Annotated in this window: 15 protein-coding genes, 17 tRNA genes, 2 rRNA genes and 1 riboswitch; of the genes, 33 read left to right on the top strand and 1 reads right to left on the bottom strand. The window is 52.1% G+C overall.

Going from position 1 to position 24,834, the window contains the following annotated elements:
* Positions 1-90 precede the first annotated feature (90 nt).
* The 3 genes from ACKGJP_RS30200 to ACKGJP_RS30190 all read left to right on the top strand — a co-directional run bounded on the left by ACKGJP_RS30200 (position 91) and on the right by ACKGJP_RS30190 (position 2,322).
* Complete coding sequence (locus ACKGJP_RS30200; protein WP_409342461.1) at positions 91-954, top strand: nucleotidyltransferase-like protein; 864 nt, start codon at positions 91-93, stop codon at positions 952-954.
* A gap of 38 nt (positions 955-992) precedes the next feature.
* A riboswitch (TPP riboswitch) is annotated at positions 993-1,134 on the top strand.
* Positions 1,135-1,280: 146 nt separating this feature from the next.
* A complete protein-coding gene (gene thiS / locus ACKGJP_RS30195) occupies positions 1,281-1,481 on the top strand; it encodes a sulfur carrier protein ThiS (protein ID WP_409342460.1) in 201 nt (66 codons plus the stop codon).
* A gap of 67 nt (positions 1,482-1,548) precedes the next feature.
* Positions 1,549-2,322, top strand: coding sequence for a thiazole synthase (locus ACKGJP_RS30190; protein WP_409342459.1), 774 nt, complete (start codon positions 1,549-1,551; stop codon positions 2,320-2,322).
* 70 nt (positions 2,323-2,392) lie between these two features.
* Here ACKGJP_RS30190 and ACKGJP_RS30185 read toward each other — a convergent pair whose 3' ends face one another.
* Entirely contained in the window at positions 2,393-3,175 is a 783-nt protein-coding gene (locus tag ACKGJP_RS30185; protein ID WP_409342458.1) for an IclR family transcriptional regulator, read from the bottom strand.
* Positions 3,176-3,609: 434 nt separating this feature from the next.
* On the opposite strand from ACKGJP_RS30185, the gene ACKGJP_RS30180 reads away from it, so the two are divergent.
* The 30 genes from ACKGJP_RS30180 (at position 3,610) to ACKGJP_RS30035 (ending at position 24,808) form a co-directional block, all read left to right on the top strand.
* Positions 3,610-4,893, top strand: a complete 1,284-nt coding sequence (locus tag ACKGJP_RS30180; RefSeq protein WP_409342457.1) for an ABC transporter substrate-binding protein — start codon at positions 3,610-3,612, stop codon at positions 4,891-4,893.
* 135 nt (positions 4,894-5,028) lie between these two features.
* Positions 5,029-5,910 carry a carbohydrate ABC transporter permease gene (locus ACKGJP_RS30175; RefSeq protein WP_409342456.1) on the top strand — a complete coding sequence of 294 codons (882 nt, stop codon included), beginning with the start codon at positions 5,029-5,031 and terminating at the stop codon, positions 5,908-5,910.
* On the top strand, positions 5,907-6,734 hold the full coding sequence (locus ACKGJP_RS30170) for a carbohydrate ABC transporter permease (protein WP_409342455.1): 828 nt from the start codon (positions 5,907-5,909) through the stop codon (positions 6,732-6,734). The genes ACKGJP_RS30175 and ACKGJP_RS30170 overlap by 4 nt, the downstream gene beginning before the upstream one ends.
* A 426-nt stretch (positions 6,735-7,160) precedes the next feature.
* Positions 7,161-8,701: ribosomal RNA gene (locus ACKGJP_RS30165) — 16S ribosomal RNA — on the top strand.
* 176 nt (positions 8,702-8,877) lie between these two features.
* Positions 8,878-11,797: ribosomal RNA gene (locus ACKGJP_RS30160) — 23S ribosomal RNA — on the top strand.
* Together the 16S and 23S rRNA genes with 17 tRNA genes alongside form the textbook arrangement of a ribosomal RNA operon.
* Before the next feature lie 107 nt (positions 11,798-11,904).
* Positions 11,905-11,980 (top strand) — tRNA-Asn (locus ACKGJP_RS30155).
* Positions 11,981-11,983: 3 nt separating this feature from the next.
* Positions 11,984-12,075 (top strand) — tRNA-Ser (locus ACKGJP_RS30150).
* A gap of 20 nt (positions 12,076-12,095) precedes the next feature.
* Positions 12,096-12,170, top strand: a tRNA-Glu gene (locus tag ACKGJP_RS30145).
* An 8-nt stretch (positions 12,171-12,178) separates the two neighbouring features.
* Positions 12,179-12,254: transfer RNA gene (locus ACKGJP_RS30140), tRNA-Val, on the top strand.
* A gap of 18 nt (positions 12,255-12,272) precedes the next feature.
* Positions 12,273-12,349 (top strand) — tRNA-Met (locus tag ACKGJP_RS30135).
* 10 nt (positions 12,350-12,359) lie between these two features.
* Positions 12,360-12,436, top strand: a tRNA-Asp gene (locus tag ACKGJP_RS30130).
* A 31-nt stretch (positions 12,437-12,467) separates the two neighbouring features.
* A tRNA-Phe gene (locus ACKGJP_RS30125) sits at positions 12,468-12,543 on the top strand.
* An 18-nt stretch (positions 12,544-12,561) separates the two neighbouring features.
* Positions 12,562-12,637: transfer RNA gene (locus tag ACKGJP_RS30120), tRNA-Thr, on the top strand.
* An 8-nt stretch (positions 12,638-12,645) separates the two neighbouring features.
* A tRNA-Tyr gene (locus tag ACKGJP_RS30115) sits at positions 12,646-12,730 on the top strand.
* A gap of 7 nt (positions 12,731-12,737) precedes the next feature.
* Positions 12,738-12,811: transfer RNA gene (locus ACKGJP_RS30110), tRNA-Trp, on the top strand.
* An 18-nt stretch (positions 12,812-12,829) separates the two neighbouring features.
* A tRNA-His gene (locus ACKGJP_RS30105) sits at positions 12,830-12,905 on the top strand.
* Positions 12,906-12,935: 30 nt separating this feature from the next.
* A tRNA-Gln gene (locus tag ACKGJP_RS30100) sits at positions 12,936-13,010 on the top strand.
* Between the two features lie 5 nt (positions 13,011-13,015).
* Positions 13,016-13,090: transfer RNA gene (locus ACKGJP_RS30095), tRNA-Gly, on the top strand.
* 6 nt (positions 13,091-13,096) lie between these two features.
* Positions 13,097-13,170, top strand: a tRNA-Cys gene (locus ACKGJP_RS30090).
* Positions 13,171-13,177: 7 nt separating this feature from the next.
* Positions 13,178-13,263, top strand: a tRNA-Leu gene (locus ACKGJP_RS30085).
* A gap of 13 nt (positions 13,264-13,276) precedes the next feature.
* Positions 13,277-13,353 (top strand) — tRNA-Arg (locus tag ACKGJP_RS30080).
* Between the two features lie 22 nt (positions 13,354-13,375).
* Positions 13,376-13,458: transfer RNA gene (locus ACKGJP_RS30075), tRNA-Leu, on the top strand.
* Between the two features lie 289 nt (positions 13,459-13,747).
* Positions 13,748-14,371, top strand: a complete 624-nt coding sequence (locus ACKGJP_RS30070) for a YhbD family protein (RefSeq protein WP_409342454.1) — start codon at positions 13,748-13,750, stop codon at positions 14,369-14,371.
* 8 nt (positions 14,372-14,379) lie between these two features.
* Positions 14,380-15,063: a hypothetical protein gene (locus ACKGJP_RS30065; RefSeq protein ID WP_409342453.1), complete on the top strand. Its 684-nt coding sequence runs from the start codon at positions 14,380-14,382 to the stop codon at positions 15,061-15,063.
* 33 nt (positions 15,064-15,096) lie between these two features.
* On the top strand, positions 15,097-15,768 hold the full coding sequence (locus ACKGJP_RS30060; protein WP_409342452.1) for a hypothetical protein: 672 nt from the start codon (positions 15,097-15,099) through the stop codon (positions 15,766-15,768).
* A 34-nt stretch (positions 15,769-15,802) separates the two neighbouring features.
* The gene (locus ACKGJP_RS30055; RefSeq protein WP_409342451.1) at positions 15,803-17,371 is read left to right on the top strand and encodes an MDR family MFS transporter; all 1,569 of its coding nucleotides are present in this window, start codon (positions 15,803-15,805) and stop codon (positions 17,369-17,371) included.
* Positions 17,372-17,838: 467 nt separating this feature from the next.
* On the top strand, positions 17,839-20,046 hold the full coding sequence (gene recQ / locus ACKGJP_RS30050; protein ID WP_409347291.1) for a DNA helicase RecQ: 2,208 nt from the start codon (positions 17,839-17,841) through the stop codon (positions 20,044-20,046).
* 151 nt (positions 20,047-20,197) lie between these two features.
* Positions 20,198-20,950 (top strand): TraR/DksA C4-type zinc finger protein, encoded by a 753-nt coding sequence (locus ACKGJP_RS30045; RefSeq protein WP_409342450.1) that lies wholly within the window; start codon positions 20,198-20,200, stop codon positions 20,948-20,950.
* A gap of 589 nt (positions 20,951-21,539) precedes the next feature.
* Positions 21,540-23,225, top strand: a complete 1,686-nt coding sequence (locus ACKGJP_RS30040; protein WP_409342449.1) for a sensor histidine kinase — start codon at positions 21,540-21,542, stop codon at positions 23,223-23,225.
* On the top strand, positions 23,222-24,808 hold the full coding sequence (locus ACKGJP_RS30035) for a response regulator (RefSeq protein WP_409342448.1): 1,587 nt from the start codon (positions 23,222-23,224) through the stop codon (positions 24,806-24,808). The genes ACKGJP_RS30040 and ACKGJP_RS30035 overlap by 4 nt, the downstream gene beginning before the upstream one ends.
* Positions 24,809-24,834: the final 26 nt, after the last annotated feature.

The following is a 24,834-nucleotide window of genomic DNA, read 5'->3' as shown; positions in this document are numbered from 1 at the left end:
AAATGTGACTTTTCTCCCATTCGGCAGGAAAGTTGTGTTCGGTGTAGAAATGTACAGTATACAGAAATTAAGGCTACGACGGAGGCTGGCATGGACCGATTCAAAACCGAGCTCATCGAACGATTGAAAATGGAAGTACACGTCATGAGTGTGCTTCTGTACGAATATGAGACGGCGCATGGACCTATGACCGATCATTTCCATCGGCTGGTGCTGATCGTCTACGATCGGGAATTATGCACCGATAATCTATTTCATTATATAAAAGACGGAAGCCGTATACAAGAACGATGGCTGAAAGCGGACGAGCTGGAGAGCCTGGTTCAAGGTGAAGAGAACCGGAACACGATGGAGTGGATCGTACGAGGTGAAATCTTGTTGGATCGCAGAGGGGAGCTGGAGCATTTGCGTCACCGGCTGCTTGAATTTCCGGATCGGCTGCGCGAACGGAAGATGATGGCGGAGTTTGCCGCATTTTTACGAACGTATTCCAAAGCCAAGGATTACTTGCGCGAGGATCATGTCATGGATGCCTACAGCTGTGTAATGGCGGCTCTGCATCATTGGGCGCGAATCGTCATTATCGAGCACGGGAGCCATCCGGAGATGACGGTATGGGAGCAGGTTCACCGGATCAATCCGGGCGTGTACAAACTGTACGAGGAGCTGACCTCGAGCATGGAGACGCTCAGACAGCGCGTCGAGCTTGTGCTGCTGGCCTGCGAGTTTTCCGTCATGTCCAAAATGGAAAGCTGCTGTATGCCGCTGCTCCGTGCACTGAGCAGCCGGGAGGAGCCGTGGAGCTCCGCGGAGCTCCTGGCAATGCCAGAATTCAGCGACTTGCAGGAGTTGACGCTCTTGCTGAACAAGCTCGTCAAAAAGTCGCTCGTCAATGAAGTGGCCGTAGCGCTGACGGACGATTTTGCCGAGCTCGAAATCCGCTATACCAAATAGTTTGCCGTATGTGCTATACTATTGCTTATTGAATACTTTTTTACCACTAGGGGAGCCTGAACTGCCGGGCTGAGAACAGACGCCGTCTGAAACCCTTGGAACCTGAAAAGGCGCATAGCGGATTTCGCTTTTGTGCGCCGCCTGGATCATACCAGCGTAGGGAAGTGGTTATGCGTTTTTTTGGCGTGTAGCCCTTGAAGTCAACCCTATGCGGTTGGCTTTTTTTCGTTTCCGAAGAAAGCAAGGAGGTTCCCGAACGGCGGTTATTATTGCGCTGTTTCTCGATCCGGGAGCAAGTCCAGAGAAGACATGAAGGAGGGAACACCATGCAGCTTACCGTCAACGGGGAGCTTCGGGATGTGGAGAACGTAGGCACGGTCAGCGAGCTGCTCGCCGCATTCAAGCTTGAGCATAAAATTTTGGTCGTCGAACTGAACCGTACGATTATCGAACGTACCCATTATAGCGATACGAAGCTTCAAAACGGCGATCAAGTGGAAATCGTGCATTTTGTCGGCGGCGGATAAAGCGCGACATTTCGCTAGCAGAACAGGACATTATCAAACTACGGATAAATGAAGGAGAGCGCTAATCATGAAAGATCTTTTGAAAATCGGACCCTATGAATTTCAGTCCCGCCTGCTTCTCGGAACAGGCAAGTTTCCCGCTCTGGATATCCAGGGCAAAGCGGTTGAAGCATCCAAAACGGAAGTATTGACCTTCGCCATCCGCCGTCTTCCGATCGACAATCCGGATTCGCCTAATTTTCTCGAAACGCTGAACCTGAAGCAATATACGCTGCTGCCGAACACCGCCGGCGCTTATACGGTGGAGGAAGCCGTCCGTATCGCCCGTCTCGCCAAAGCCAGCGGGTTGTGCGACATGATCAAAGTGGAAGTGATCGGCGATCCGAAAACGCTGCTGCCCGATCCCGTAGGCACGCTTGAGGCGACTAAAATATTAGTGGACGAAGGGTTTATCGTTCTCCCGTATACGTCGGACGATCCGATTTTGGCCCGCAAGCTGCAGGAGGCGGGAGCGGCCGCAGTGATGCCGGGCGCTTCTCCGATCGGCTCCGGCCAAGGGATCATCAACCCGAACAATCTGCGCTTTATCATCGAAGAGGCCAAAGTGCCGATTATCGTGGACGCCGGAATCGGCGGACCGGCCGACGCGGCGCTTGCGATGGAGCTCGGAGCGGACGGCGTGCTGCTCAACACGGCTGTGTCGCTTGCACAAGATCCCGTTCTTATGGCCGAAGCGTTCAAGCTTGCGGTAGAAGCGGGACGCAAAGGCTTCCTGGCTGGACGCATTCCGAAGAAGCGTTATGCTTCCGCCAGCAGCCCGGTCGAAGGCATGATCGAATAAACGATAATGTAAAAAAAGCTGTTTGAACCGCGAAGGATGCGGATTCAAACAGCTTTTTTGCTTTTGGACGTCAAGCTTCCACCTGCTGCGGAAATCCAAGCCGTCGGGAAATGTCCTGAGCGGCTTGATTCACCAGCGCGCCTAACGCTGGAATCTGCTGGATCGGCATATCCGTGCGAAGTCCCGTTATGCTGATCGCAGCTTTGAGCTGCTTGGTGTGATCGAAAATGGCGGAACCGATGCAGCGGATGCCGAGCTCTCCCTCTTCATCCTCAGTGGAGTACCCTTGCTTGCGGATGACGTCAAGCGCTTTTTTGAAATCGGCCGCATTCGTAATCGTATTTTCGGTCTTCTGGGGCATGCCTCTCGTTTCGAGAATTTGATCGAGCCGGTCGTCAGGGATATAGGCCGCCATAGCTTTGCCCACTCCGGAGGCGTGCAGCGGAAGTCTTTGCCCTACATAGGTGGAGAACTTAACGAATTTCCCGCTCTCCACTTTCTCCAAGTACATGGCTTCGCCGTTGTCCAGGACGGCTAAATGCACGGTAAATCCGGTTTCCCGAAGCAGCTTGTCCATAAGGGGACGGGCGAGTTCACGGATCTCGATTTTGCTGAGTTGGGTGAGGCCTATAGTAAGGAACTTGGTCCCAAGCTTGTATTTGCCGTCTTCCGTTTTCGTGATGTATTCATGATGGTCGAGCGTATTCAGAATGAAGAAAACGCTCGTCTTCGGAATGTCGACCATTTTGCATAGCTCGCTGACGCCGATCGGTTCATCGTGCTTGAACAACGTCTCGATTATGGCAATGGCTTTCTCCAAAGCAGGAACGGTGTATTTTTTTGACGTGTCCATACTTTCACCTCAATATCGTTCTGCTGTCCGCTGGCGTAAGCTCCTATGTCTCGCGGGTACGGACATGCGGTGACAACGTTTTCACCCTGATCTAGTATAGCACCTTCTGGTTTACTTCTCAAAAAAACAAACACCAGTTTTCCTGTTAAACAAATATTCACAAAATGGTGGAGAATGATACCGAATTGATCGGAAAGTTTAGGAAATGGTTTGCGATAGGATGAGGAATAACATGTATTTTCTAAAACATCGTTTAAAAAACAGAGGATTTTAAACTGATTTCACAAATAATAGCACGACAATATGAATTTGAAAACGCTTCATTGACAAAAAGACCAAAAATAGCTATAGTTTATCATGTAATTTATAAACGTTGTTTAACATACAAAACAAATCTATGCAACGCGAACAACAACTTCGGGAGGTCACCAACCATGGGAACAAGCAAGGTATTAAAACTCGGCGCTTCCGCTCTGACGGTAGCTGCACTGCTCGCAGGCTGCGGCGGAAAGGATAATGCATCCTCCTCGGGCTCGTCCAAATCATCCGACTCCGTCACGCTTTCGATGACGTTCGCGGAATCGCTGTTTGCCGGAATTCATGAGGATTTGATCAAGGAGTTCCAAACCAAATACCCGAACATCAAGGTTAAAGCGGAGACGCTGCCGGACGGCGTTATCTACGATTCGCTCCGGACGAAAATTTCGACCGGCGAAGTGCCCGATCTGTATCAAATCAACATCGGTCACGTGACGACGGATATGGCCAATAAGGGCGGGTATATTTATGATTTGAGCTCCCTGGAGTCGAGCAAAAACTACGCCGATTCGATTCGCAAGGCGACGACGTTGGACGGAAAAACAGCGTTGTTCTCGCTCGGCGTTGGCGTAATGGGCTTTACGTATGACAAGAAAGCGTTTGCAGATGCCGGCTACTCGGCGCCGCCCAAAACGTGGGACGAGCTGCTCGACCTCGGCAAAAAGCTCAAGGCCAAGGGGAAAGACCTTCTTGTGTATTCTTCCAAATGGGAGACCGGTATCGCTAACGTGTTCCACTGGACGTTCGGGGCGAAAGCGGTTAGCGATGAAGCGTTCAAGAAAGCTTACTTATCCAATAGCATCGATTTCAGCAAGTCCGAAAACCGCGCATTGGTAGAAGAGGGCTTCAAGAAGTTTAAGGAATTGAATCAGTACGTGCGTACGGGAAGCTTCACGAACGAATACTCCGTTGCCCAGCAGGCGTTTGCAAATGGGGAAGCGGCTATGCTCATGGGCGGTACTTGGGAAGCGGGGGCTTTGCGGAAGCTTGCGCCGAAGATGGATATGGGCTTCATGAACCTGCCATACTTGTCCGAAGACAAAAATCCGTACATCTTCGTTCCGGAGGACGGCATTGCCATCAATGCGAAGGGCAGAAACGTAGAAGCCGCCAAAACCTTTTTGAACTGGCTCTTCAGCAAGGATACGTATGCGAAAATTCAGGAGACCAAAGGCACGTTCTCCGCGCAAACCGGTGTCGGCAAGCTTGACGAATCGTACAAAGACGTACCGAAGTGGCTGGAAACGAACCGGGTCGTTTCGTTCGCGAATACGGGCCCGATCCCTAGCGCAACTTGGGTAGCCTTAGGGAATGCGGCACAGGAATACTCCTTTAAGGACGATTTGAACAAGGCGGTCGACAAATTCATCGCCGAATACGATAAAACGAAAACGAAATAGGGTGGAGCACGTCACCGTAAAGGGACGTTAGGACGAAGCGGGGGCCGCGAACTGCCGCCGCCTCTTCGTCCATTTCCATTCCGAGTAAAGATAGCGCGGGAGCCAACAAATTTGAAGCGATAAAGGGGCTAGGCTATGCAGAAGAAGATGTTCATGACAGGCGTGATCTTTATCCTTCCAATAACGGTCATACTGGGCGTATTTCTGTTTTTTCCGATCCTTCAGTCGGTCTACTATAGCTTTACCGATTGGAAAGGGGTAGGCGCTTACAAGTTTATCGGTCTGGACAACTATATCGATATTTTCAAAAGCGAGGATTTTACGAAAGCGCTGAACAGGACGCTGTTTATCGGCGTGACGACGGCGTGCTTGGCCAATGTGTTCGGCTTGCTGCTGGCTATTCTGCTCGACCAGAAGCTGAAAACGAAGACGCTTCTCCGGTCATTATTTTACATTCCCAATATTATTCCGATTGTCGTTGCCGCATTTGTTTGGCGTTATATGCTAGACGCTAATACGGGCTTGATCAACGTTACGCTCAGCAAGCTGCTGGGGGATAAACAAACGATTCCTTGGATCGATTCCCCTGACTATGTCGTCTATTCCCTTATTTTCATTACGGTATGGCAGATGATGGGGCCGATCATTATCGTGTATCTTGCGGCATTGCAAGGCGTTCCCCATGAGATAAAGGAAGCGGCCATGATTGACGGCTCTTCCAGTTGGAGACAGTTCTTCTCCATTACATTGCCGATGATTGCGCCTGGCATTACGGTTAACGTACTGATCGGCTTGGCGAACGGCATCCGGATTTTCGACCTTCCGTTTGCTTTGACCGGAGGCGGTCCTGCGTATTCGAGCGAAACGCTCGCCATTCGCATATACCGCTATGCGTTCCAATCGACCGAGTTTGCTTACGGGATGGCGGCTTCCTTCGTATTGACGGCGGTCGCGCTGATTATTACGATCTTTTTCGTATCGCTTTCCCGTAAATACGAGGAGGGGGCTCATTCATGAAGAAATTGCGCCGCGGGTCATTCGAGCTTTTCTCCATATGTCTGGCTTTAATCGTATCCATACCGCTCTACGTCATTATTATCAACACGTTCAAAACGCATCAGCAAATCGCGACCAAACCGCTGGCGTTCCCGGATTTCAGCGTAGGATTCGGCAATATTGTTTCGGCGTTCGAGAAAATGGACATCGTGCGTTCCTACGGCGTTACGTTCTTGATCGGCGGGATCACGCTGTTTTTTGCCGTAAGCTTGTCCGCTCTGGCCGCTTATTCCGTAGCGAGAGTGAAGCATCCGTTCTTCAATGCGATGTATTGGGTCTTTCTGTCGGGCATCTTAATTCCGGTTCAATCCGCCTTGATTCCGATCGTCTTCTTATTGAAGGATCTTCATCTTCATAATAATCTCATCGGCATTTCGTTGGTCTACATGGCGGTGCTTTCGCCATTTTGCATCTTTACCTATAGCGGGTTCATGCGCTCGCTGCCGTTCGAGCTGGAGGAATCGGCTTATATCGACGGCAGCTCGCCTTTCCGGACGTTTTTTCAAATCATCTTTCCTCTCTTGAAGCCGGTCACCGCTACGTTGATCATTATGCAATTCATCTATATATGGAACGATCTGCTGTTGCCGCTCGTTATCCTGAATTCGAAGGACTATCCGACGATCAGCATCAACCTGTACAAGTTTTTCGCGGGGAGAGGGATGGGGGACTACAGTTTGCTGTTTGGCGGCATTTCGCTTACGCTGCTCCCGATTCTTGTTATCTTCGTCAGCTTCCAGCGCTATTTTGTCAAAGGCTTATCCGCAGGTGCTGTAAAAGGATAAGGCTGTACAGTAGGCGGTCCGTGTTCGATTCCTCTTTGGATGAGAGGGTTGCACAGGCCGCTTTTCCATTAAGATTGAGGATAAGAAGAAGGGCGTTAATTCGAGCAAAGTATCGTCTGAAAAAAATGTTGAGAAAAGTGCTTGACTTAATGTCGAATCATGTGATAAATTAGATTTCGCCGCTTCGGAAGGCAGCTCGATAAAACAAACGAGCAACGAACTGCAAGAAAAAAACTTAAAAAAAGTTCTTGCATTAGAAGCTGAAGATGTGGTAAGATATAAAAGTCGCTGAAAAACAAAGCGACAAAAAAGGCAAAACGAATTGTCCTTTGAAAACTGAACAATGAGCGAATAAAGCCAGCAAAACAAGCAACAAATCGCATGAGCAAGTCAATATCGAAATAAAACGAAGCCTCGGCTTCAACTTTTATGGAGAGTTTGATCCTGGCTCAGGACGAACGCTGGCGGCGTGCCTAATACATGCAAGTCGAGCGGATCTTTCCTTCGGGAAAGGTTAGCGGCGGACGGGTGAGTAACACGTAGGCAACCTGCCTGTAAGACCGGGATAACTCACGGAAACGTGTGCTAAGACCGGATAGTTGGTTTCTCCACCTGGAGAGATCAGGAAAGACGGCGCAAACTGTCACTTACAGATGGGCCTGCGGCGCATTAGCTAGTTGGTGAGGTAACGGCTCACCAAGGCGACGATGCGTAGCCGACCTGAGAGGGTGAACGGCCACACTGGGACTGAGACACGGCCCAGACTCCTACGGGAGGCAGCAGTAGGGAATCTTCGGCAATGGACGAAAGTCTGACCGAGCAACGCCGCGTGAGTGATGAAGGTTTTCGGATCGTAAAACTCTGTTGCCAGGGAAGAAGGGTGAGGAGAGTAACTGCTCTTCATTTGACGGTACCTGAGAAGAAAGCCCCGGCTAACTACGTGCCAGCAGCCGCGGTAATACGTAGGGGGCAAGCGTTGTCCGGAATTATTGGGCGTAAAGCGCGCGCAGGCGGTTGTTTAAGTCTGATGTTTAAACCCAGGGCTCAACCTTGGGTCGCATTGGAAACTGGGCAACTGGAGTGTAGGAGAGGAAAGTGGAATTCCACGTGTAGCGGTGAAATGCGTAGAGATGTGGAGGAACACCAGTGGCGAAGGCGACTTTCTGGCCTATAACTGACGCTGAGGCGCGAAAGCGTGGGGAGCAAACAGGATTAGATACCCTGGTAGTCCACGCCGTAAACGATGCATGCTAGGTGTTAGGGGTTTCGATACCCTTGGTGCCGAAGTAAACACATTAAGCATGCCGCCTGGGGAGTACGCTCGCAAGAGTGAAACTCAAAGGAATTGACGGGGACCCGCACAAGCAGTGGAGTATGTGGTTTAATTCGAAGCAACGCGAAGAACCTTACCAGGTCTTGACATCTGGATGCAAGCGTTAGAGATAGCGCCCTCCTTCGGGACATCCAAGACAGGTGGTGCATGGTTGTCGTCAGCTCGTGTCGTGAGATGTTGGGTTAAGTCCCGCAACGAGCGCAACCCTTGATCTTAGTTGCCAGCATTCAGTTGGGCACTCTAGGATGACTGCCGGTGACAAACCGGAGGAAGGTGGGGATGACGTCAAATCATCATGCCCCTTATGACCTGGGCTACACACGTACTACAATGGCCGGTACAACGGGCTGCGAAACCGCGAGGTGGAGCGAATCCTAAAAAGCCGGTCTCAGTTCGGATTGCAGGCTGCAACTCGCCTGCATGAAGTCGGAATTGCTAGTAATCGCGGATCAGCATGCCGCGGTGAATACGTTCCCGGGTCTTGTACACACCGCCCGTCACACCACGAGAGTTTACAACACCCGAAGTCGGTGAGGTAACCGCAAGGAGCCAGCCGCCGAAGGTGGGGTAGATGATTGGGGTGAAGTCGTAACAAGGTAGCCGTATCGGAAGGTGCGGCTGGATCACCTCCTTTCTATGGAGATCATGATGGCTGTAGGCTGTCGGATCATTAAGCTGGTTTTATCTCGCTCATGTTCAGTTTTGAAGGGTCAATTTTTGATCTTTCAAACGTTTGTTCCTTGAAAACTAGATAGCGAAGCAATGCAAAACATCCTTAGTTTTTTTGTAGCGATCTCGAGAGAGATCATTGGTTAAGCTACTAAGAGCACACGGAGGATGCCTAGGCGCTAGGAGCCGATGAAGGACGTGGCGAACAACGAAATGCCTCGGGGAGCCGTAAGCAGGCGTCGATCCGGGGATGTCCGAATGGGGGAACCCACACGTGGTAATGCGCGTGTACTCATCACTGAATACATAGGTGATGTAGAGGCATACCCAGGGAACTGAAACATCTAAGTACCTGGAGGAAAAGAAAACAATAGTGATTCCGTCAGTAGCGGCGAGCGAACGCGGATTAGCCCAAACCAAGGAGCTTGCTCCTTGGGGTTGTGGGACGTCAATGTGGGAAAAGTTCGTTAGGTGAAGCGGTCTGGAAAGGCTCGCCATAGCAGGTAACAGCCCTGTAGCTCAAAACGAACGTATCCCTAGACGGATCCCGAGTAGTGCGGGGCACGTGAAACCCCGTATGAATCCGGCAGGACCATCTGCCAAGGCTAAATACTCCCTAGCGACCGATAGCGAAGCAGTACCGTGAGGGAAAGGTGAAAAGAACCGCGGGAGCGGAGTGAAATAGAACCTGAAACCGTGTGCTTACAAGAAGTCAGAGCCCGTTAATGGGTGATGGCGTGCCTTTTGTAGAATGAACCGGCGAGTTACGTTCACGTGCAAGGTTAAGCTGAAGAGGCGGAGCCGCAGCGAAAGCGAGTCTGAATAGGGCGAATGAGTACGTGGTCGTAGACCCGAAACCGTGTGATCTACCCCTGTCCAGGGTGAAGGTGCGGTAACACGCACTGGAGGCCCGAACCCACGAATGTTGAAAAATTCGGGGATGAGGTGGGGGTAGCGGAGAAATTCCAATCGAACTCGGAGATAGCTGGTTCTCCCCGAAATAGCTTTAGGGCTAGCCTCGGAATGAGAGTAGTGGAGGTAAAGCACTGATTGGGTGCGGGGCCCGCCAAGGGTTACCAAGTCCAGTCAAACTCTGAATGCCACATACTTCTGTCCGGGAGTCAGACAGTGAGTGCTAAGATCCATTGTCAAGAGGGAAACAGCCCAGACCATCAGCTAAGGTCCCCAAGTGTGTGTTAAGTGGGAAAGGATGTGGAGTTGCAAAGACAACCAGGATGTTGGCTTAGAAGCAGCCACCATTTAAAGAGTGCGTAATAGCTCACTGGTCGAGTGACTCTGCGCCGAAAATGTAACGGGGCTAAACACGCCACCGAAGCTATGGCTACAGCAGCAATGTTGTTGGGTAGGGGAGCGTTGTGTATAGGTTGAAGGTCGATCGTAAGGACGGCTGGACAGTACACAAGTGAGAATGCCGGTATGAGTAACGAAAAGACAAGTGAGAATCTTGTCCGCCGAAAGCCTAAGGGTTCCTGAGGAAGGCTCGTCCGCTCAGGGTAAGTCGGGACCTAAGGCGAGGCCGAAAGGCGTAGTCGAAGGACAACAGGTTGATATTCCTGTACCACCGTAGCCGTTTGAACGACGGGGTGACGCAGAAGGGCAAGGACGCAGACGGATGGAAGTGTCTGTCCAAGCAGTGAGGCTGATGTGTAGGCAAATCCGCACATCGTGAAGGCTGGGCTGTGATGGGGAGGGAAATTTCGAAAGTACCGAAGGTCTTGTACTCATGCTGCCAAGAAAAGCCTCTAGTGAGGCGAAGGTGCCCGTACCGCAAACCGACACAGGTAGGCGAGCAGAGCATGCTAAGGCGCGCGGAAGAACTCTCGTTAAGGAACTCGGCAAAATGACCCCGTAACTTCGGGAGAAGGGGTGCCTCGGTAGGGTGAATAGCCCGAGGGGGCCGCAGTGAAAAGGCCCAAGCGACTGTTTAGCAAAAACACAGGTCTGTGCGAAGCCGCAAGGCGAAGTATACGGGCTGACGCCTGCCCGGTGCTGGAAGGTTAAGGGGAGCGGTTAGGGGTAACCCGAAGCTGTGAACCGAAGCCCCAGTAAACGGCGGCCGTAACTATAACGGTCCTAAGGTAGCGAAATTCCTTGTCAGGTAAATTCTGACCCGCACGAATGGCGTAACGACTTGGGCGCTGTCTCAACGAGAGATCCGGTGAAATTTTAATACCTGTGAAGATGCAGGTTACCCGCGACAAGACGGAAAGACCCCATGGAGCTTTACTGCAGCTTGATATTGGACTTGGGTACGATCTGTACAGGATAGGTGGGAGCCTTAGAAGCATGAGCGCCAGCTTGTGTGGAGGCGACGTTGGGATACCACCCTGATCGTATCTAGGTTCTAACCTACTCCCGTGATCCGGGAGAGGGACCGTGTCAGGCGGGCAGTTTGACTGGGGCGGTCGCCTCCTAAAGCGTAACGGAGGCGCCCCAAGGTTCCCTCAGAATGGTTGGAAATCATTCGAAGAGTGCAAAGGCATAAGGGAGCTTGACTGCGAGACAGACAAGTCGAGCAGGGACGAAAGTCGGGCTTAGTGATCCGGTGGTACCGAATGGAAGGGCCATCGCTCAACGGATAAAAGCTACCCTGGGGATAACAGGCTTATCTCCCCCAAGAGTCCACATCGACGGGGAGGTTTGGCACCTCGATGTCGGCTCATCGCATCCTGGGGCTGAAGTAGGTCCCAAGGGTTGGGCTGTTCGCCCATTAAAGCGGTACGCGAGCTGGGTTCAGAACGTCGTGAGACAGTTCGGTCCCTATCTGTCGCGGGCGCAGGAAATTTGAGAGGAGCTGTCCTTAGTACGAGAGGACCGGGATGGACGTACCGCTGGTGTACCAGTTGTTCCGCCAGGAGCATCGCTGGGTAGCCAAGTACGGACGGGATAAGCGCTGAAAGCATCTAAGCGTGAAGCCCCCCTCAAGATGAGATTTCCCAGTATGTAAGACCCCTTGAAGACGACGAGGTAGATAGGTTCGAGGTGGAAGTGCAGCAATGCATGCAGCTGACGAATACTAATCGGTCGAGGGCTTATCCAACATCTTTGCATCGACAGGTGTAAGGACTACAAAGACACAAAAAGGACAAAAAAACATTACTTCGCATCTAGTTTTCAGGGAGCAAACCTGATATAATGGATAAACATTCCCTGATAGCTCAGTTGGTAGAGCACTCGACTGTTAATCGAGTTGTCACAGGTTCGAGTCCTGTTCGGGGAGCCATCTGGAGAGGTGTCCGAGCTGGCCGAAGGAGCACGATTGGAAATCGTGTAGGCGTCACAAGCGTCTCGAGGGTTCGAATCCCTCTCTCTCCGCCAGATCTACATCATCTACATAGGGCCCGTTGGTCAAGGGGTTAAGACACCTCCCTTTCACGGAGGTAACAGGGGTTCGAATCCCCTACGGGTCACCATGAAGTAAGGGCGCTTAGCTCAGCTGGGAGAGCATCTGCCTTACAAGCAGAGGGTCGGCGGTTCGATCCCGTCAGCGCCCACCATAAGATTTTCTTTAACGACGCGGGGTGGAGCAGCCCGGTAGCTCGTCGGGCTCATAACCCGAAGGCCGCAGGTTCAAATCCTGCCCCCGCAACCAAACAACATATGGAGCTGTGGTGTAGAGGCCTAACATGCCTGCCTGTCACGCAGGAGACCGCGGGTTCGAATCCCGTCAGCTCCGCCATCTTTACTCTTAAAGCAAATAAGCAACACTCGGCTCGGTAGCTCAGTCGGTAGAGCAGAGGACTGAAAATCCTCGTGTCGGCGGTTCGATTCCGTCCCGAGCCACCATTCTTGATAATTGAATATGCCGCTGTAGCTCAACTGGTAGAGCAACTGACTTGTAATCAGTAGGTTGGGGGTTCAAGTCCTCTCGGCGGCACCATGTAACATGGAGGATTAGTGAAGTGGCTAAACACGGCAGACTGTAAATCTGCTCTCTCTGAGTTCGGTGGTTCGAATCCATCATCCTCCACCATTTTTGTAGGGGCATAGTTTAAAGGTAGAACAAAGGTCTCCAAAACCTTTGGTGTGGGTTCAATTCCTGCTGCCCCTGCCAAAGCACAACAATTTTATGGCGGTCGTGGCGAAGTGGTTAACGCATCGGTTTGTGGATCCGACATTCGGGGGTTCAATTCCCCTCGATCGCCCCATAATTTTTAAAATGAAGCAACAACGGTTAATGGGGATTAGCCAAGCGGTAAGGCAACGGACTTTGACTCCGTCATGCCCAGGTTCGAATCCTGGATCCCCAGCCATTTATGCGGACGTGGCTCAGCGGTAGAGCATCGCCTTGCCAAGGCGAGGGTCGCGGGTTCGATTCCCGTCGTCCGCTCCATAGTACGGCGCCATAGCCAAGAGGTAAGGCAGAGCTCTGCAAAAGCTTTACCCCCAGTTCGAATCTGGGTGGCGCCTCCACCTACTTGCCGGAGTGGCGGAATGGCAGACGCACAGGACTTAAAATCCTGCGGGGGCGACCCCGTACCGGTTCGAGTCCGGTCTTCGGCACCAGACGTATTACTTTGTGCCCTTAGCTCAGCTGGATAGAGCGTTTGACTACGAATCAAAAGGTCAGGAGTTCGAATCTCTTAGGGCACGCCATTTTTACAAGTTTTCATCATATGCCGGTGTGGCGGAATTGGCAGACGCGCGCGACTCAAAATCGTGAGGGAAACCGTGGGGGTTCGAGTCCCTTCACCGGCACCACATTAACCATCGAGAGCCTTTGAAATCAATTGATTTCAAAGGTTTTTTTGTTATATCTAGGTCTGCTATAGATAAATACTGAGGAAGCGCTCATGAGATCAGGCCAGCAGCTGAAGCAAGATCAGTCTCGAGACGGAGAAACCTTTCAATCCTGAGCCTCTATCCGATCGGCCGCAGAAATTTGTATACTGGATAACGTAAGACGGAGGAAGCGATCTAGCCTCAATCCTATCCTTGTCTCTTTACAACGTAACAGTGTTATGTTACATTCGTTTCGGAGGAGATGGCAATGGACCGTGATCTGATATCGAAAAAGGATCTTCTCGAGTTGACGGGTATTTCATACGGGCAGCTCTATCGCTGGAAGAGGAAGCAGCTGATTCCGGAGGAGTGGTTTATACGGAAATCGACGTTTACCGGACAGGAAACGTTTTTTCCTAAGGAGCTTATCTTATCGCGAATCGAGAAGATCGTGGATCTGAAAGACGATTTGTCGTTAGACGAACTGGCGGGAAAGCTCTCTCCGCTGCTTTATGACACGAATTTGCGGAAGGAAGAGCTTTTGAGACGTAACATTGTTTCGAGGGTAGTCCTAGATAGGTTCGGAACGAAAGAGAAAGACGAAGGGCTTCTTACGTTCGAGAAGGTTTTGTTCTTGTTTACGATCGACAAGCTGCTGCAAACCGGGGAAATGAGCCTGGAGGAAGGCGGGCTGCTGCTTCAAGCGCTGAACGAACACTTTTCGAAATTCGAAGGAAGACCTTGCGATTTGTTTTTCCTTCGTAAGATGGGGGTATCGACGTTCGCGCTGTTAGCAATGCCGGGAGAGCTGTATTTTGAAACCGGTGTGAAGATCGTGGCTCGTTTGTCGCTGCCTGCATGCATAGAAGAGCTTAAAAACAAGCTAACCTAGGAGGAAGCATGATAGAGGAATCGAACAGAACGGATCTGACCATCAATGGCATGGGAAATGCGTTTGGGGGCCGTTACCGTACCGTAAACATGGAAGGCGTCGGGAAGGTGGACGGCGATATATTTTGCGAGAGTTTCAAAGCAAACGGGGTTGCTACCGTGAAAGGAAGCATTCAAGCGGCGCGATTTGAAATGAACGGCAAGCTGAGCGGCGAAGGCAACCTGACATCGTTAACGCTACTCGTAGATGGGCATATGAGTTTGAAAGGCCGGCTGCATGGCGAAGAGATGAGGCTGAACGGAATGATCAAAGTGAATGGCGATTGCGAAGCGGAGCGCTTCAATCTGCAAGGCGGCTTTACGATCGACGGTCTGCTTAACGCGGGTACGATCGATATCGCTCTGTATGGCCGCGGGCAAGCTAAGGAAATCGGCGGGGACAGCATTCATGTCAAAAAGTCGAATCATTCCAGCTGGGGACGCCTGGTATCGTGGATCCTTCCCGTGTTTGAGCCGCATTTGTTTGCGGAGACCATCGAAGGGGACGACATTCGCTTGGAGGAGACAACGGCAGCTGTCGTACGAGGCAATCGCGTTTATATCGGCCCCGGCTGCGGCATCGGGCGCGTCGAATACGGCACGGAGCTCGTGGTGCATCCTGAGGCGAAGGTAAACGAGCGAATTCGCAGCTAATGAATCGAGCACGCTCAATAAGGAGGATGCGAAATGACGCAGGACAGGAATAGAAATATGAAGATAACCGGAATCGGCTCCGCTTCCGGAGGCGTCTTTCATAGCGTCAACATTATGGGCGAAGGACGCGTTCAAGGCGATCTGTTGTGCGACGAGTTCAAATGTATGGGCAACTGTGCGGTACAGGGAAGCCTCCAAGCAGGCCGATACCGGTTCCAAGGGGAAGTCTCAATCGACGGGGACCTGCAGGCTGCCGTATTAACGGGACTTGGGCAAATTCTCGTTAAGGGGAATGTGCGCGGAGACTCGATTAAAATGACGGGACAGCTGATCGTAAAAGGGGCATGCGAGGCCGACAAGCTTCAGTTGAACGGCGCGATGGACGTCAGCGGGCTGCTCAATGCTGAACAGCTTAGCATCAATCTCTTCGGTCCTTGCCAGGTGAAGGAAATAGGCGGTGGACGCATCTCCGTACGCCGTAAGAAGTGGATGGCGGTAAAGGAATGGTTCACCCCTTCCGGAGTAACCGAATTGAAGGCCGATACGATTGAAGGCGACGATATTTATTTGGAGCATACGCAGGCCGCTATCGTCAGAGGGAATAACGTAACGATCGGACCCGGCTGTGAAATCGAGCTGGTGGAGTACCGGAATTCCCTGCAAACTAGAAAAAGCGCAACGTTACGGCAGCAATGTAAAGTTTAACGAATACTTGACGGTAAAGGAGTCAACCCATTCCATGGTACAGCAAAAAAGCAGGTTAGGGCTAGTTATTACCGGGCTGCTGCTCGGCATTTTCGTAGCGGCTATCGATAATACGATCGTAGCTACCGCAATGGGGACGATCGTCTCGGATCTTGGCGGACTCGACAAGTTCGTCTGGGTAACATCGGCTTATCTCGTAACCGAGATGGCCGCTATGCCGATATTCGGCAAGCTGTCCGATATGTACGGACGCAAACGGTTTTTCGTATTGGGGATTGCGCTGTTTTTGCTAGGCTCGATTCTATGCGGTACGGCGAACAGCATTGTGGAGCTGAGTATCTATCGCGCCATTCAAGGCATTGGCGGCGGGGCGCTGGTGCCAATCGCGTTTACAGTCATGTTCGATGTGATCCCGCCGGAAAAAAGAGGCGGCATGGGCGGCTTGTTCGGCGCCGTTTTCGGTACCTCGAGCTTATTCGGACCGCTTCTCGGCGCGTATATTACGGACTATATTCAGTGGCGCTGGATTTTCTATATCAACCTGCCGATCGGGTTGGTCGCGCTGGCGCTGATCGTCTTTTTCTACCATGAATCGATGGAGCACTCGAAGCAGAAAATCGACTGGTGGGGAGCAGCTACTCTCGTTGGCTCGATCGTATGCCTCATGTTCGCGCTTGAGCTTGGCGGACAAGAGTTCGCCTGGGATTCCGCGGTAATCATCAGCTTGTTCGCGGCGGCGGCCGTGCTTATGGCCGTATTCCTCTATGTGGAGACGAAAGCGGAGGAGCCGATCATTTCGTATGCGATGTTCAAGCATCGGCTGTTCGCGGCCAGTACGCTGGCTGGGCTCTTCTACGGGGCGGCGTTCATTACGTTCGCGATGTACATCCCGATTTATGTGCAGGGGGTAACCGGCGGCTCGGCGACCAACTCGGGGCTCATATTGCTGCCGATGACATTGGGGTCGGTCGTAGCGGCGCAAATAGGAGGCTTCTCGGCATCGAAGACGTCCTATCGAAATATCATGATTTTTTCCGCAGTCGTCTTCTTGTTAGGGACGTTCTTGCTAAGCACCATTGCGCCTGAAACGACTAAATTTATGCTGACGCTCTATATGATCGCCGCAGGATTCGGCGTCGGCTTCTCGTTCTCGGTGCTCGGGATGGCGGCTATTCATCATTTCGATATGAGGCAGCGCGGATCCGCGAATTCCACGATGGCGTTCGTCCGTTCCCTTGGGATGACAGTAGGTCTAACCGTGTTCGGGATCATTCAGCGTAATTTGCTTACAAGCAAGCTCGGCGATGCGTTCGGAGGAGCAGGCGGCCCCGCAGGCGCGGACGGAAGCTCGTTCGGGAATACGCGAGAGCTGCTTTCACCGGAGAAGCGTGCAGCGATACCGGCAGATGTAATGGACAAAATCGTAGATGCTTTGTCTTCGTCCATATCGACGATGTTTATGTGGGCGATCGTACCCGCCGGACTTGCGCTGGTGACAGTTATGTTCATGGGGAACTCCAGGATGATCATTCCGGGTAAAGGCGAAAAAGGCAAGGAAGGTAAGGAGCGCAAGCCGCAAACGGAATGGAGCGGCGGGCACTAGAAGAAAGCAAAAAACCGCCAGGGTGACCGGGCGGTTTTTTGCTTTATCATGATAAAGCCTAGAGCTTAACCCGAAACTCGCCGATGGAGATGCGCCGACCGTCCTCTCCTTCATGGCGCAATAATAATCCACTTCCGAGTAAGGTTTTCATGAAAGCGGCCAGGCTGAAAGGAGGAAGGGGTGTTCGCCGGAAAGACCTGGCGGCCGACTTTAAAGTCGTATCGTATCCTTGCGGGTAATCATAGCGATACGACTTTAACGGAGGTGGAGGCGGATACCCCTTGCCCCGGCAGCGCAAGCTGTTTTCATGGCTCTACTTACTTGGGATGTAGCCTTTTTCGCTTTATTGCGCCATTTCCACTCCTGCTAATACTAACTTTTGCACGGACTCGTGGCCAACTTCGTCTTGCAGCCCGCTGTCATGTTATAATAGGGGAACGAAATTTGGAAGTCGGAAGGTGAAGCTGTTGCTGCAAGCTGCAAGACAAACGCTGCAAGACGTGTACGGGTACCCGAAATTCCGGACCGGACAAGAGAAAATGATTGAAACGATACTGAGCGGACAAGATGCGCTCGGAATTATGCCGACCGGCGGAGGGAAATCGATCTGCTATCAAATTCCCGCCCTGCTGCTGCCCGGGACGACGATTGTCGTGTCTCCGCTCATTTCACTGATGAAGGATCAGGTGGACGCGCTTGCTACGCTCGGCATTTCGGCCGCATTCATCAACTCGTCGCTGACCGGATCGGAAACGATGCAAAGATTGCGGAGCGCCGCAAACGGCGAATACAAGCTGCTGTACGTCGCGCCAGAGCGGCTGGAGACGGACAGCTTCCGTTCACTGCTCGAGGTTATGCCCGTTCCGCTGCTGGCGATTGACGAAGCCCACTGCGTGTCGCAGTGGGGCCATGATTTCCGGACGAGCTATACGGCGATCGCGCCGATGCTTCGGCAGTTTCCGAAGCGGCCGGTCGTAGCGGCATTTACGGCGACTGCAACGGAGGAAGTTACCAAGGATATGATTCGGCTGCTGGAGCTGCGCGATCCGGGGGTGACGATTACCGGCTTCGACCGCGAAAATTTGACGCTAGCCGTACTGCGCGGCGTGAACAAGCGGGATTATGTCGTGCAATACGTGCGCGATCACCCGGAGGAAGCGGGTATCGTGTATGCCTCGACGCGGAAGGAAGTCGACGAGCTCAGCGCTTTTTTGCAAAAGCAGGGCGTGGCGGCCGGCAAATATCACGCGGGCTTGAGCGACGATGAGAGGTTAAAATGCCAAGATGCTTTTCTGCGGGACGACATCCGGGTAATGGTAGCGACGAATGCGTTCGGTATGGGCATCGACAAGTCGAATGTCCGCTACGTGCTTCATTATAATATGCCGAAAAATATGGAGGCCTACTATCAAGAAGCAGGCCGTGCCGGGCGGGATGGCGAACCAGGAACATGTGTTCTCCTATTCAGTCCGCAGGACATTCAAACGCAAAAGTTTCTAATCGAGCAGTCGGTATCGTCTCCGGAGCGGAAGACGGCGGATTACAAGAAGCTGCAGGCGATGGCCGACTATTGCCATACGCAGCAATGCTTGCGCAGCGCGATATTGAAATATTTCGGAGAACGCGACACGGAAGCGCACTGCGGAAACTGCAGCAGCTGCAACGACGACAGCGAGCTTGTGGACGTAACGGTAGAAGCGCAGAAGGTTTTTTCCTGCATCAAACGGATGAACGAACGATTCGGGGCTACGCTGGTGAGCCAGGTGCTGAAAGGATCGCGCAGCAAGCGGATCGCCGAATTCGGCTTCGAGAGGCTGCCGACGTACGGCGTGATGAGGCAGTATACGGAGAAGGCGATCGCGGATCTGATTCATTCCTTTGTAGCGGAAGGATATCTGGCGTTGAGCGAAGGGCAATATCCGGTCGTGAGCCTGCAGCAGCCGGCGGGAGCGGTCCTGAGAGGGCAGGAGAAAGTCATGCGCAAGCTGCCGAAGCGGAAGCAGGCCGTAACCGGGGGAGACGAGCTGTTCGACAAGCTCCGCCGGCTTCGCAAGCAATTGGCGGATGCGGAGGGCGTGCCTCCTTATATCATTTTTGCCGACAGCACGCTGCGCGATATGGCGGTTACCGTACCGACAAACGAGCGGTCGATGCTTGAGGTGAAGGGTGTCGGGCTTGCCAAGTTTCAGCGTTACGGACAGCCGTTTCTGGAGCTGCTGCAGCAGGAGGCAGGCGAAGAAAACGCGGAGATGCAGGAAAGAGAAGCATACGCATCGGTTTCCGCAGCAGCCGAGGATCGTCCGGCAAAGCGAAGCTTCGTTCGTTCCGAACGAACCGCCCCAAGCGGGGGGACATCTCTCTTGGCGGACAAACAATCGAGTCATAGGGTTTCGTGGCAAATGTTCGCGGAAGGTCTTTCGCCTGACGATATTGCCAAAGAGCGCGGGATGGGACTCATTACCGTACAAGATCATATTATCCGCTGTGCGCTTGAAGGCTGCGAGATCGATTGGCGGGAGCTGATTCCGGCAGGCCAAGAAGAGCTTGTTCTAGAAGCGGTAGAGCGGCTCGGCGCAGACAAGCTGAGGCCGATTAAAGACGCGCTGCCGCCGGAAATCGATTATTTTACGATCAAAGCGGTTATCGCCAAGCAGCAATTAATGCATACGGAATAACCTTGCCTGGCACGCCGCAAGAGGGCGGAAATAACAGATGCACCTTCATGCTTTCGGGCATTTTGTTCGCTCTCGTTGAATGATGTTCCCTTGTGCTGCGAATGCTAACACGTGAACCCTCGAAACGTCGAATTAGAGAGGAGCGGGCGGCATGAGCACCCATTTGACGGAAGACCAAACGAAACGGCTGCGCGAACGGCTCGAGCAGGAAAAAGCCGATCTGGAGCGGCGTCTGCAGCAAAATGAACATTTCGGCCTCGGCGAGTCGATGCGCGAGCAAATTTCAGAGCTATCCGCTTACGATAACCATCCGGCTGATCTCGGTACGGAAATGTTCGAGCGGGGCAAAGATATTGCGTTGAACGAACGATCGGAGTTCAGGCTGGAGGATATCGATCTTGCGCTTCAGCGCATGGATGCCGGGACTTATGGGCTTTGCGACGTTTGCGGGAAGGAGATCCCGGTCAGCCGGCTGGAGGCGCTGCCCATGACGGTTACTTGCGTCGATCATGCGAAGGAACGCGACAAGTCGTTTCGCCGTCCGGTGGAGGAGCAGTTTCTGAACCCGCCATTCGGCCGTACGAGCCTGGACGAGAAGGAAGGCCAGAACGGTTTCGACGGCGAAGATGCCTGGCAGATCGTGTCAAGCTGGGGTACCTCCAATTCGCCGGCGATGGCGGAGGAGCGCCAAGTTGACGGCTACGACGATATCGGGATCGAAGAGGATGAAGCGGACGGCTTTGTCGAACCGATCGAGGATTTCGTGGCGACCGACATGTACGGCAGACATGTGATGGTGGTGCGGAACGAATCGTACCGGCGGTATATTGCGGACGGAGAAGGCGAAGCGCTGCTCGAGGAGGACCGTTATGAGGACGGCATCGAAGGTGACAGTGTGAGATAGTCAGGCACAAAAAATCCCGGGATCCATGCGATCCTGGGATTTTTTGCGCGTTCAAGGGTACATTTCTTGGACTAGCGGAGCAAAAGAGCAAAAGTAACAAATCGGGCCGAATATTCCGTCTGGGCAGATAACGTAAATATACGCCCATTCACACTTGTGCGGTATTGTTTCCCATTGCAAAAATAAAGTCAATTCCAGCACAGCGAAGTAAAGTTCAGCTATGTAGGCTCCGGCAAATGGCGATTAGACTGGTATAGGACTGCGCGATATGCAGTTTGCAGGTGTGCTAGCTTGCAATGTAACGGTTTTATCTCGAAACGGATGGGGATCATGAATCGATTCCAGCAGTTTTGGCTAAATTCAGCAAGCACTAACCGCCGACTGCTTCACCACTCCAAAAGCCAATCTGCGCGAAGTGAATATACCGTTCAGCCAATTAAATGTTAAACTACTTAATAGATGGAAAAGTTTGTGACGGTTAAAACGGAAGCGTTCTCAAAAAAAAGTCCGATCGTCCGCGGCCGTCCAGCGTAACAATGCTCACTAGGAGCTGCGAGCAGTGCAAAAACGTTTCCCGCGGGGGGATCATATGAATTTTTTTCGTCGTCTATGGATGCATATCACGTCCCGTTTGCTGTATAAAATGGTCGTTATTTATTCGCTGCTGGTCGTCACGCCGCTCATCGTGATCATCAGCTTATTTTATTTCCGTTCTACCGAAATTATCGAAACGAAAATAAGGGAAACGACGAACCAGACTTTGGTGGAAACGGCGGATAAGATAGACGGGAATTTAAAGTTGTTTAAACAAAAAGCGGATACTATCTCGCGCAGCATATATGCGAACCGAATTCTCAAATATGAAAATGACCCCGAAATATACGCTTTGTCCGATGAAGAAAAAACGTTGTACAAGGAACAGCTCAAGGAGCTGCTGAATGACGAAGTAGCGGCGGATGAGATGATTGATGCGATTTATATTTTCTCCGAGAACGGTATCGTGTACGCCTCCTCAGGTGCAGTCGAGGTAGACAGTTACCCGGCTCTGACGTATATAGCCCACGAGGTGCCCGGCCAGTTGGGGTGGGCGTTCTTCACCGATCACCGGCGGCTGATGTCGGCAATGGAAATCAAATATGACTCCATGGAAAAAAAAGTCGGGTTGATCTCGATCGCATTAAAGCCGCAAAAGGTTTTCGACATGTACGCTACCTACTCGAGCGAGTCGTTCTTTATTGCCAATTCCGGAAATTTGATTCTATCCGCTTCCGATATTAATTTAATCGATACGCGGCTGAATCTGGCCGATGACAACGATACGATCGTCAACAAACGAACTTCTCTATACTCCGGTTTCGTTTATTACAGCATCGTCCCCAAAAAAATGTTGAACAAAGAAATCGAAGACCTTGCCTACTTTGCCGCATGGATCACGTTTGCAGCTTGGGTGGCGGCGTTCATTCTCACTATATTTGTCCTGCGCTACATCACCAATCCGCTGGTCAGGCTGGCCCGCCTTATGCGCAGAGCGGAGCGGGAGGACTTCGAGCAAATGCAAGGAATCCGCACCCGAGACGAGATCGCTCAAGTGTGCAACAGCTTCAACCGCTTGATCAGAGAGATTCAAAGCTTGATTCAGGAAGTGTACAAAACCGAGCTGCTCAAAAAAGAAGCGGATTTGAAAGCGATTAAAATGCATCTCAATCCCCATTTTCTGTACAACACGCTGGAGTCGATGCGGATATTGGCGAGCGAAGCGGGATCGAAGGAGGTGCCGGAAATGATCCGGTCGCTGTCCAAAATTTTGCGCTTTTCGATTTCGCCGGTCGACGATTTCATTCCTCTGGAAAAGGAACTCAGTCTGGCCGTCTCTTATTTGCAGCTCCATAAATACAGGTACAAGGATCGGTTGATTTGGCAAACGGAAATGGAAGAGGAACTCGCCGCCGTCAAAGTGCCGAAGCTTATTCTCCAGCCGATCGTCGAGAACGCTGTCGTTCACGGCATCGATCAGACGGACAAACCGGGCCTCATTGTCATCAGGACTTATGAACGGGATTACGATCTATGGCTCGAAGTGGAGGACAATGGCCCCGGAATCGTCAAGAAATCAAAGCCCGGCGGCTTAGGCACAGGCCTCGAAAATGTAACGTCGCGCATCCAAATATACTACGGCCAAGAATACGGCGTTTCGGCGGAAAACAAGCCGGAAGGCGGGACGATCGTACGGATACGGTTGCCTATTACGCTCGAAAAGGAGAACGATGACCAATGAACATTATGATCGTGGACGACGAGCAATTGATCCGCCGGCATTTGGCCGAGCTTAAGGAATGGGAGCAGATCGGCTGCTCGATCGTCGGTGAAGCGGCTAACGGCGAAGAAGCGCTGCAGCTTGCGCATCAGTGCAAGCCCGATCTCGTGATCTCGGATATCCGGATGCCGATCATGGACGGCATTCAGTTCGCCGGTGCGATGCGCTCGCTTTATCCGAATACGCCTATTATTTTTATTTCGGCGTATCACGATTTCGTGTATGCCAAGCAGGCTTTGAAGCTGGGAGCGGCCGATTTTATTACGAAGCCGATCGACTTGAACGAGCTGATCGACGCGGTGGAGCTGATCATGCAGGGGGCAAGCCGCGCGAACACGGATGACCGGATGCTGCAGGAAAAAATGGTACGGATGCTGTTGTCCGATAAGCCGGATTTGGCTGAATTGGAGAAACAGGCCAGCTGGAGCGAGGTCGCCGGGAAACAAACGATGATGCTGTCTATCGAAGTCGACAATATTGAGTTGGCCGAAAGCGCGAGCGAGCCGCCTTCCCTCTTTATGCTAAGAGAAAAAGTTTGCCATATGATGAACGGTTATCCGTATCCGTATTGGACCTGTATGAACCGAAGGGGCGTGTACCTGATCGTTTTCCAGCCGGACCAGCCGTTAGGGGACATGAAATCGGACAGCATGAAAATATCCCGGGACATCGTTTCCCGCACGAAATCCTCGTTCGATCATAGCATCTCGATCGGAATCAGCCGGCTGCTGCCGTCGGTAGAGCATTTGCGCAGCGGGCTTGAAGACATTCAGGAATGCTTGGATTATCGGATGCTGCTCGGCAAAGGCTCGATCATTTCTGGCGAAACACTGTCTTCGATTCGGGACGAGACCGGGAAAAAGGATGAGGTCAACGTCGCCAAGCTGCTGGACATTCTTCCGGGAGGGGACAGAGAGAAGATCATGTCCTTTTTGCGGTCCGTCTATCGGGAAATGCTGGCCAAGGGGCTCGGCAAAACGCAAGTGCAGCACTATGCCATCGAGATCATGGAACGCGCGGAGCGTTTGCTGGACGGGTATGAGCAGCCGAACGGCAAGGAGGAGCGGATCGAGACGCATAAAATCATTTTGTCCTACGATATCTTATCCGATCTGATGAAATTTCTCGAACACAAACTGATAGAAATCGCAGAAAAAGTCGCCAATAACAATAAGCAATCGGTGCACGTCGTGATCCGAAACGTCATGCAGTATTTGGAGGCCCACTATCGGGAGGAAATCACGCTCGTTTCGCTTTCCAAAGCGCTTTGCATTAACCATAGCTATCTTAGCCGGTTTATCAAGAAAGAGACGGGCATCAATTTTCGCGACCTGCTGTGGCGCACGCGCATCGGCAAAGCCCAAAAGCAGCTCGAGGAAACGGAGACGAAATCGTTCCAGATCGCTTACGATGTCGGGTTTAAGGATGCTTCCCATTTTAGCCAATTATTCAAGCAAACCGTGGGCGTCAGTCCAACGGAGTACCGCGAGCGGCATTTGCAGAAAGCACGCAAAACTAAAGTCAATTCCGGCACAGTGAAGTAAAGCGCAGCCATGTAAGGGGCAAAGCG

The sequence above is a fragment of the Paenibacillus litoralis genome, assembly GCF_046244365.1.
In the GTDB taxonomy this organism is placed as follows: Bacteria; Bacillota; Bacilli; order Paenibacillales; family NBRC-103111; genus Paenibacillus_V.
The sequence above is the reverse complement of the archived record's forward strand: the minus strand, read 5'-3'. Positions and strand labels throughout refer to the sequence as shown.